At 64.5% G+C, this 9,329-nt stretch carries 8 protein-coding genes; 5 read left to right on the top strand and 3 right to left on the bottom strand.

Features of this window, described 5'->3' with window-relative positions:
* Nucleotides 1-1,069: acyl-CoA dehydrogenase family protein (locus WAN71_RS22635; protein ID WP_422227477.1), on the bottom strand; the 1,069-nt coding region annotated here is incomplete at its 3' end.
* Between the two features lie 75 nt (nt 1,070-1,144).
* Between WAN71_RS22635 and fabG the strand changes: the two genes are divergently transcribed.
* From fabG to WAN71_RS22610, 5 genes are read left to right on the top strand one after another with little or no spacing between them, the layout of a single operon-like run.
* Nucleotides 1,145-1,927, top strand: a complete 783-nt coding sequence (gene fabG, locus WAN71_RS22630; RefSeq protein ID WP_422227476.1) for a 3-oxoacyl-ACP reductase FabG — start codon at nt 1,145-1,147, stop codon at nt 1,925-1,927.
* A complete protein-coding gene (locus tag WAN71_RS22625) occupies nt 1,924-3,147 on the top strand; it encodes an acetyl-CoA C-acetyltransferase (protein ID WP_422227475.1) in 1,224 nt (407 codons plus the stop codon). Before fabG ends, WAN71_RS22625 begins: the two co-directional genes overlap by 4 nt.
* Nucleotides 3,144-4,337: a CoA transferase gene (locus WAN71_RS22620; protein ID WP_422227474.1), complete on the top strand. Its 1,194-nt coding sequence runs from the start codon at nt 3,144-3,146 to the stop codon at nt 4,335-4,337. Before WAN71_RS22625 ends, WAN71_RS22620 begins: the two co-directional genes overlap by 4 nt.
* 19 nt (nt 4,338-4,356) lie before the next feature.
* Entirely contained in the window at nt 4,357-5,550 is a 1,194-nt protein-coding gene (locus WAN71_RS22615; protein WP_422227473.1) for an acyl-CoA dehydrogenase family protein, read from the top strand.
* 2 nt (nt 5,551-5,552) lie between these two features.
* Nucleotides 5,553-6,227, top strand: a complete 675-nt coding sequence (locus WAN71_RS22610) for a GntR family transcriptional regulator (protein WP_422227472.1) — start codon at nt 5,553-5,555, stop codon at nt 6,225-6,227.
* Nucleotides 6,228-6,340: 113 nt separating this feature from the next.
* Here the strand turns inward: WAN71_RS22610 and WAN71_RS22605 are convergent, their stop codons facing one another.
* Together WAN71_RS22605 and WAN71_RS22600 are read right to left on the bottom strand one after the other, a co-directional pair.
* Nucleotides 6,341-7,876 carry a class I adenylate-forming enzyme family protein gene (locus WAN71_RS22605; RefSeq protein WP_422227471.1) on the bottom strand — a complete coding sequence of 512 codons (1,536 nt, stop codon included), beginning with the start codon at nt 7,874-7,876 and terminating at the stop codon, nt 6,341-6,343.
* Nucleotides 7,869-9,329, bottom strand: a 1,461-nt coding sequence (locus tag WAN71_RS22600) for a class I adenylate-forming enzyme family protein (protein ID WP_422227470.1), incomplete at its 5' end; no start/stop codon positions are given. The genes WAN71_RS22605 and WAN71_RS22600, both read right to left, overlap by 8 nt.

Genomic DNA, 9,329 nt, shown 5'->3' with positions numbered 1-9,329 from the left:
TGCGTTCCACCGGCACTTCGCGCATGTATCCGCTTCCGCCGTGAATCTGCACGGCGAGATCGGCTACCTTGCCGGCCATTTCGGTGCAGAACACCTTCGCCGCCGACGGCGCGATTCGCCGGTCCTGGTCAGTGATCCACAGCCGGGCCGCGTCACGGACCAGGGCGCGGCCGGCCATCACCCCGGTTTGCTGGTCGGCCAGCATCGCCTGCACGAGCTGGAAGTTCCCGATCGGGGTACCGCCCTGCGTGGCGGTGGCCGCGTACGCCACGGATTCGTCGAGTGCCCGCTGCGCGGCGCCCACGGCTAACGCGGCGATGTGGATGCGGCCCCGTGCCAGGGAGGTCATCGCTGCTCGATAGCCGATGTCCTCACTGCCGCCCACCAGCGCGCCGGGCGGGACGCGCACATCGGTGAAGCGGACGTCGGCGGTCCAGGCACCTTCCTGTCCCATTTTGGCGTCCTTGGTCCCGACCTCCACACCGGCCGCGTCGGCGGGAACCAGGAATACCGCGATGCCCGGTCCGGCGTCGTCGGCGGGGCGGGTCCGGGCGAAGACGACGAACAGGTCCGCGACCGGTGCATTGGTGATGAACCGCTTCTCGCCGGAAATCACCCAATCGCCGGCCGCGCCGTCGCGAACGGCCTTGGTACGCAACCCTGCCGGGTTCGACCCCGCCCCGGGCTCGGTCAGCGCGAACGAGGCGACTTTTCCGGTCGCCAGCCCCTCCAGCCAGGCGGCCTTCTGCTCATCGGTGCCGAATCCGACGAGGACTTGACCGGCGATGCCGTTGTTGGTGCCGAACATCGACCGAAGCGCCAGCGAGGTGTAGCCCAACTCCATCGCCAGCTCGACGTCCTGGGTGATGTCGAGCCCGAGTCCGCCCCATTCCTGGGGGATGGCGTAGCCGAACAAGCCCATGTCCTTGGCCTGGTCCCGCAGATCATCGGGCACCCGGTCGGTGGCCAGAATTTCCTGCTCCCGCGGGACGACGACGGTACGAACGAACTGCCGGGTTTGCGCGAGGATCTGCTGAAAGTCGTCGTCGTCGACGACCGCAGGCGACATTGAATCAACGCTCCTTTCGGGCAATGGGATGGCGGCTAACTGGGCCCGATCATATATGAAATATGATGTGCGATGATGTCCCGGGGTTCGGGGTCCACACAGAGGACGGTGATCAGGGTGTCGTTGTTGACCGGTCAGACCGCAGTTATCACCGGTGGCGCTCAAGGATTGGGTTTCGCCATCGCGCAGCGGTTCGTTGCCGAAGGGGCACGGGTCGTGCTCGGTGACGTGAATCTCGAGGCGACCGAGGTCGCCGCGAAGCAGCTCGGTGGTGCGGACAGGGCCGCGTCGGTGCGTTGCGATGTGACTTCCGCTGACGACGTCGACGCGCTGGTCGCCACTGCCGTCGACCGGTTCGGCGGGCTGGACATCATGGTCAACAACGCCGGCATCACCCGCGACGCGACGATGCGAAAGATGACCGAAGAGCAGTTCGATCAGGTCATCGCCGTGCATCTGAAGGGGACCTGGAATGGGCTCCGCAAGGCCGCGGCGATCATGCGAGAGAACAAGCGCGGCGCGATCGTGAACATGTCGTCGATCTCCGGGAAAGTCGGCATGGTCGGCCAGACCAACTATTCGGCGGCCAAGGCTGGGATCGTCGGCATGACCAAGGCGGCTGCCAAGGAACTCGCCCACCTCGGTGTTCGGGTCAACGCGATCCAGCCCGGGCTGATCAGGTCGGCGATGACCGAGGCCATGCCGCAACGGATCTGGGACGAGAAGCTCGCCGAGATACCGATGGGACGAGCCGGCGAGCCCGAAGAGGTCGCTAAGGTCGCACTGTTCCTCGCGAGCGATCTGTCGTCATACATGACCGGAACCGTCCTCGAGGTGACCGGCGGAAGGCACCTGTGAGCACGCGCGAAGCCGTGATCTGCGAACCGGTCCGGACACCGATCGGCCGCTACGGGGGAATGTTCAAGTCGCAGACCGCCGTCGACCTCGGCGTTGCGGCTCTCACCGGGCTGCTCGAACGGACGGGCATCCCAGCCGAATCGGTGCAGGATGTCATCCTCGGGCATTGCTACCCGAGCAGCGAGGCGCCTGCGATCGGGCGCGTCGTCGCACTCGATGCCGGCCTACCGGTCACGGTGCCCGGCATGCAGGTTGACCGCCGCTGCGGCTCGGGTCTGCAGGCCGTTATCCAGGCGTGCCTGCAGGTCGGCGCTGGCGACAACGATCTCGTCGTCGCCGGCGGTGCGGAAAGCATGAGCAACGTCGCCTTCTACTCCACCGATATGCGCTGGGGCGGCGCCCGTGGCGGTGTGCGGGTACACGACGGGCTGGCCCGCGGACGCAGCACTGCCGGCGGCCGGCACTATCCGGTGCCCGGCGGGATGTTGGAAACCGCGGAAAACCTGCGACGGCAATACAACATCTCGCGGCACGAGCAGGACGAACTCGCGGTGGCTTCGCACCAGCGGGCGGTGGCCGCGCAGAAGGACGGCATCCTGGCCGAAGAAATCATTCCGGTTACGGTGCGCAGCCGCCGGTGCGAGGAGCTGATCGACGCCGACGAGCACCCGCGGGCCGACACCACGGTCGAATCGCTGCGCAAACTTAAACCCGTTCTGCTGGAACATGATCCAGAAGCAACCGTGACCGCGGGAAACGCCAGCGGACAAAACGATGCAGCGTCCATGTGTTTGGTGACGACACCGGAGAAGGCCGGCGAACTCGGACTAACGCCGCTGGTCCGGTTGGTGTCGTGGGGTGTCGCAGCCGTGCCGCCCAACGTGATGGGCATCGGCCCGGTACCCGCCACCGCGGTCGCGCTGGCCAAGGCGGGCTTGCAGTTGAGCGACATCGACCTCTTCGAACTAAACGAGGCGTTCGCCGCGCAGGCTCTTGCGGTGATGCGGGAGTGGCACTTTGGCGCGGCCGACCGGGAGCGGACGAACGTGCACGGCTCGGGAATATCGCTGGGGCATCCGGTCGGCGCCACCGGCGGCCGGATGTTGGCCACGCTGGCCCGCGAGCTCAATCGGCGGGACGCGCGCTACGGGCTGGAAACCATGTGCATCGGCGGGGGACAAGGCCTGGCCGCGGTTTTCGAACGAGTCGGGTCGCAATGACCTTGCCGTTGGCCGGCCTCACCGTCGTCGAAGTATCCAGCTTCGTCGCGGCGCCGTTGTGCGGCTTGACGTTGAGCCAACTGGGCGCGGAGGTGATACGCGTCGACCCGATCGGCGGCGCATCCGACGTTCGTCGCTGGCCACTGGCCGCAAGCGGGACGTCGATTTACTGGACCGGCCTGAACAAGGGAAAGCGTTCGGCCACCATTGATTTGCGCTCGCCGGAAGGGCAAGAGCTGATCCAGCGATTGGTCGTCGAGGGTGACGGTGTCGTGGTAACCAACGCTGCGGGCCTGTCCTGGTTGTCGTTTGAGCAGCTCGCCGCGATGCGCGCCGACGTGATCCACGTTCAACTGCTCGGCCGCCATGACGGTTCCACCGGCGTGGACTATACGGTCAACGCGGCGACCGGCTTTCCGTTGGTTACCGGGCCGGCGAACCAGGCCGGCCCAATCAATCATGTGTTGCCGGCGTGGGATGTCTGTTGCGGCCTCTACGCTGCGCTCGCGGTCGTCGCCGCGGTGCGCCGCCGCGACCAGTCCGGCGTCGGCGCCAAAATCAGCATCGCGCTGGAAGATGTTGCGCTGGCTACCGCAGGCAACTTGGGATGGTTGACCGAGCCTCAGGTGAATGGCACCGAACGCCAACGCCTGGGCAACGCGATCTACGGTCAGTACGGTCAAGACTTCACCAGTCGTGACGGCGTCGCGTTCATGGTCGTCACGCTGACGCGACGGCACTTCAACGACCTCGTCGAGGTATCCGGAACCGATGCAGCCGTGGCGGCACTGGCGGAGTCGCTCGGCGTCGACTTCAGCGACGAAGGCGAACGCTATCGATACCGCGACGTGCTCAGCGGACTGTTCGCGACCTGGTTCGCCGAACACACCGCCGAGGAGATCGCCGAGTCGCTGTCGGCAACCAGCGTATTGTTCGAGCGCTACCGGACTTTCGCGCAAGTTGCCGAAGATGAACGGGTTACCGCGAATCCGCTGTTTTCCCGGCTGCACCAAGACGGTCTCGGCGACTATCTTGCGCCGGCGATGCCAACCGTCTTTGACGACGGCTATCTCGCAAGCGAACCGGCGCCGAGACTCGGCGGCGACACTGCCGACGTGCTCACCGCGCGGTTGGGATTGAGCGCAGCCGACGTCGCCCGACTGACCAGTGTGAAAACGATCGGCTGCTGACGAAGGAGATGGGCGCCGCATGACCAAACTCGCCGAGACGACCGGACTCACCGAATTCCAAACCGAGATCATCGCCACGGTACGGCAATTCGTCGAGAAGGAAGTCATTCCCAACGCGCCGGAACTCGAACGCACCGACACATATCCACAAGCCATCGTCGATCAAATGCGGGAGATGGGCCTATTCGGCTTGATGATCCCGCAAGAATACGGCGGCGTGGGTGAGTCGCTGCTGACCTACGCCTTGTGCGTCGAAGAATTGGCCCGCGGCTGGATGAGCATCTCGGGGGTGCTCAATACCCACTTCATCGTCGCCTACATGCTGCGTCAGCACGGCACCGACGCGCAGCGGCAGCGCCTGTTGCCGCGCATGGCAATCGGCGAGATTCGCGGCGCGTTCTCCATGTCCGAGCCTGAGTTGGGCTCCGACGTCGCTGCGATCCGCACCCGCGCAACACTTAACGCTGACGGCAACTACACCATCAACGGTCAGAAGATGTGGCTGACCAATGGCGGCAGCTCCACCTTGGTAGCGGCATTGATTCGCACCGACGAGGGCGCGCAATCACCGCACCGCAATCTGACCGCATTCCTTATCGAGAAGCCGACCGGCTTCGGCGAGGTGGCGCCCGGTCTGCTGATACCTGGGAAGATCGACAAGTTGGGCTACAAGGGCATTGACACCACGGAGCTCATCTTCGACGGATACGTCGCCAGTGCCGACGACATCTTGGGCGGTACCCCGGGGCAGGGTTTCTACCAGATGATGGACGGTATCGAGGTCGGACGGGTCAACGTATCGGCCAGGGCCTGTGGAGTGGCCGTCCGCGCGTTCGAGCTCGCCGTGCGCTACGCCCAGCAGCGCCATACCTTCGGCAAGCCGATCGCCGAACATCAGGCGATCGCATTTCAAATCGCGGAAATGGCAACCAAAGTCGAGGCTGCACATCTGATGATGGTCAATGCCGCCCGGTTGAAGGATTCCGGCGAGCGTAACGACGTCGCCGCGGGCATGGCAAAATACCTCGCCAGCGAATTCTGCTCAGAGGTCACCCAGCAGAGCTTCCGCATCCACGGCGGCTATGGGTACTCCAAGGAGTATGAAATCGAGCGGCTGATGCGCGACGCCCCGTTTCTGCTCATCGGCGAGGGCACCAGCGAGATACAGAAGTCGATCATCAGCAAGCGGCTGCTTGCCGAGTATCGGATTTGACCGTGAGCGTCCCCGATTTCGTTACCCGTCCGCAGCTCTCGGAAGACGTTGCGCGCTTTGTGCGTAGGCGAATCTTCGATGGGACCTACTCGGCGGGCGAGTACGTGCGCCTGGACCAATTGGCTGCGGAGTTAGGGATCAGCGTCACGCCGGTGCGGGAGGCTCTGTTCGAGCTCCGCGCCGAGGGGCTGCTTGCTCAGCAGCCGCGCCGTGGCTTCGTGGTGCTGCCGGTGACTGGACGCGACCTCACTGATGTGGCCAACGTGCAGGCGCACGTGGGCGGCGAGCTCGCCGCGCGCGCCGCGATCAACATTGGCGACGACCAGCTGCGCGAGCTCAAGACCATCCAGGCTGAGCTGGAGGAAGCCTATGCCGGTGGCGACGACGAACGAACAGTTCGGCTCAATCACGAGTTCCACCGGGCCATCAATGTCGCCGCTGAGTCGCCGAAACTGGCTCAGGTGATGTCGCAGATCACCCGCTACGCACCGGAATCCGTGTTTCCCACCATCGCCGGCTGGCCAAACCAATCGATAAAAGACCATCGCCGGGTGTTGACCGCGCTGGCCAAACATGACAGCGAGCTCGCCCGCAAAGCGATGTCGGAGCACCTGGCTGCCGGCGCGGCTCCGCTGATTAACCACCTCATCGAGCATGGCGTGGTCGAAACGCCTTGACACGCCTATGAGCTCACAAGCATCAGCAGCCCCCGGCGTCGCCGGCCGGAGAGAACAGTGCCTCCTTCAGTTTGATGGCACATGTGATATCACTCCGCAGCAGCGTGTGGTGGTCAGTTGCCGGTGCTGCTGTGGCTGCTGTTAATAAGTAGCTCGAGCAGCCGCCGGGCATCGACTTTGCCGGTCGGACCGCGCCGAACCGCCTCATCGGAGTCGACCAGCAGCCACGTCGTCGGGACCTTGAACGAGCTGAGCAGCTTGCGGGCAGACCCGCGCAGCTGCTCGGCGTTGTTCGCGGCGGTGTCGCACACCACCACCGCACCCACTTGATTCCCGTGCACGCCAGGCACATTGATGACATAGGCGCTATCGACGCCCTCGATTTCCCGCAGTGCCTGCTCGACCTCGGTGGGATAGACGGTGGCGCCGCTGACTTTGAACATGTCGTCAGATCGGCCGTGGTAGAACAGAAAGCCGCCGTCGTCGAGTCGGCCAAGGTCACCGGTGGGATAAAACCCGTCGGTGGTGAATAGCTCTTCGCGGCTGCGCCGACATATCCCGCGTAGGGTGTGCGGTCCCCGAAGCTCGATCATCCCGATGCTTCCCGCCTGAACTGGCTCTCCGGTGTCGGGGTCGGTGACACGGACCTCCATTCCGGGGAACGGCTTGCCGCAGCTGCCCCACGCGGACCGCGGCATATCGGTGTCGGCGGGGTACCCGCAGTACGGCCCGAAAGCCTCGGTCATACCGAACAGGGTTGCCCGGGTGCCGGGTTTCGCACGTTGCTCGGGCGGTAGCAGCGCTTCCAGACTGCCGGGGCGCAACCCCGACAAGTCCGCCTGGGCGCGGCGCGGGTGGCGGGCCAGGGCCTCAGCCTGATCGGGCCAGCCTCGGAACAGCGTCACCCGCTCACGCTCCAGCAGGCCCAGCGTGGTGTCCGGGTGCGGGATTTCTTCGGTCACCAGCGTGGCACCGGCCACCAGTGCGGAGAGCACACCGCTGCCGAAGCCACCCACCCAGAAAAACGGCATCGGCAGATACAGGCGAGTGTCGGAATCGATGCAACGACTGGCTAAACCGGATGCCACGGCACCCAACGCATTGCCGTGCGAGTGCAGCACGCCTTTGGGCGAACCGCTGCTGCCGGACGTGAACATGACGGCCATCGGGTCGCTAGCTGTCACTGTCGCTGTCAGCGCGTCGACGATCCGGCTGGCCGGCTTGCTTGCGACGGTTTCCAATAACCGGTCGGCGGTCCAAACTTCTCGCAACGCGGGAAGCTGTTCGCGTCGCAATTCGTCGAGATACCGGTGGCCGCGGAATTCCTGCACACTGATCAGGAACTGCACCGAGGCGGTCCGCAATTGTGCCGCCAATTCTCGGGCCTGCAACAGCGTGCTCAACGGAACCAGCACCGCGCCGATCCGGATGACTGCGATGGCGATCTGCACCCAGCGGACCCCGTTGGGCATGATCAGCCCCACGCGGGTACCTTTGACGACGCCGACTTCGATGAGTGCAGCCGCCAAATCTTTTGTAGTGCAATCAAGTTCGTTGTAGCTCAGCCGGCACGACAGGTCGACGACCATCGGTTTGGTCCCATGCTCGGCGGCGCGCAACCTCACCACCTGGTCGATGGTGTCAGGCACCGAACACCCGCTTTAATTTCCGCACATCGACTTTGCCGCTGGCCAATAGCGGAACATCAGCGGCCGCAATGGCCGCGAACCGCTTCGGAATCTTGTATACCGAGAGCTCCGCCGCGAGCTTGCGCCGAAGCGTGGTTTCGTCGAACTGCGCGCCGTTTTCCAGCGTGACCACAGCGGCGACGATTTGCCCGCGCTCGGCGTCCGGGATGCCGACCACGTGTGCCACGACCCCACCGGTGACCTTGGCGATCGCCTGCTCCACCTCGGCAGGGGAGACGTTCGCTCCTGCGGTCTTGATCATCGAATCCTGACGGTGGATGTAGTAGAAGAATCCGTCGCGGTCGGTGGCAACCAGGTCGCCGGTGTGGAACCACCCGTCTGTGTCAAAACACTCTTCTCGGCTGCGTTTGTAGTACCGCTGCATCAGGCAGGCCCCGCGGATGCACAGCTCGCCGAGCGCGCCGTCTTCAACCAATGTTCCGGTTTCGGGATCGACGACCTTGGTTTCTAGGCCTGGTGCGGGCCTACCGAACGATCCGCGTCGACGTTCCGGTTGGTCGCTGTCGTCGCCGCTGATCAAGACCACGCTGCCGGCCTCGGTCAAGCCGAGCATGTTGTGCCGCAACTCCGGGTCCGCCGGTCGCATCTCGGGCGCCATGATCGGATACAGGTTTCCGCGTCGCATCGACGACAGATCACGGCCACCAAAACTTGGGTGCCGCACCAGATGCGCGATCCCGGCAGCGAAACCGTTGGTGAGGGTTGGTCTTTCGGCCTCGAGCAGGTCGAGTGTTTGGCCGGCGTCTTCGGCGTTGGAGCACACCAGCGTTGATCCGGCCAGCAGCGTGGCAAGTAACGCAAATCCGAATCCCCCGATCCAGAAGAACGGCGAGTTGCAGAACAGCTTGTCGGCAGCGGTCAGGCCGCGGATCGCGTTGAGATTTTTCTGGTGGTTGAGTAGCGCGGCGTGGGTGTGTACCACTCCCTTGGGGGTGCTCGTGGTGCCCGACGTGTAGACGATCGTCATCGGGTCCGAGCCGTCGACATCGTGTTCCATTGCCGTCAAAAGCTGCTCGTCGACCGTCTCGGCCAGCCGATAAAGCCGTCCGACATCGAAGACCACGTGTCGCAATTGCGGTGCGGCGGTGTCCAGTAGCCGATCGTCTCCGTCGAGGTCCGAGCCGGACAGCACCTCGGTCAGCTGCTGCACGTAGTTGTGCGAGCGGTACGACGCCGCGGCGAGAAGGATTTCGGTGTCGCTGTCGATCAGTTGCTCGTGTAGCTCTCGCGTGGTCGCGAACGTGGAAAACGGCACGACGACGGCGCCGACCCGTGACGCCGCCAACATGCCGATCACAAACGCAACGCCGTTGGGGTAAAGCAATCCGATGTGGCTGCCTTTGCCTGCGCCGAGAGCGATGAGCCCACGAGTCAATTGCGCGGACCGACGGTT

Origin of the sequence: Mycobacterium sp. (assembly GCF_049280035.1) — a bacterium.
Classification (GTDB): Bacteria; Actinomycetota; Actinomycetes; order Mycobacteriales; family Mycobacteriaceae; genus Mycobacterium.
The sequence above is the reverse complement of the archived record's forward strand: the minus strand, read 5'-3'. Positions and strand labels throughout refer to the sequence as shown.

Bases quoted from the DNA above. Each gene is read 5' to 3' on its own strand.
- fabG (WP_422227476.1), top strand. From the start codon at position 1,145: ATGTCCCGGGGTTCGGGGTCCACACAGAGGACGGTGATCAGGGTGTCG.
- WAN71_RS22620 (WP_422227474.1), top strand. From the start codon at position 3,144: ATGACCTTGCCGTTGGCCGGCCTCACCGTCGTCGAAGTATCCAGCTTC.
- WAN71_RS22615 (WP_422227473.1), top strand. From the start codon at position 4,357: ATGACCAAACTCGCCGAGACGACCGGACTCACCGAATTCCAAACCGAG.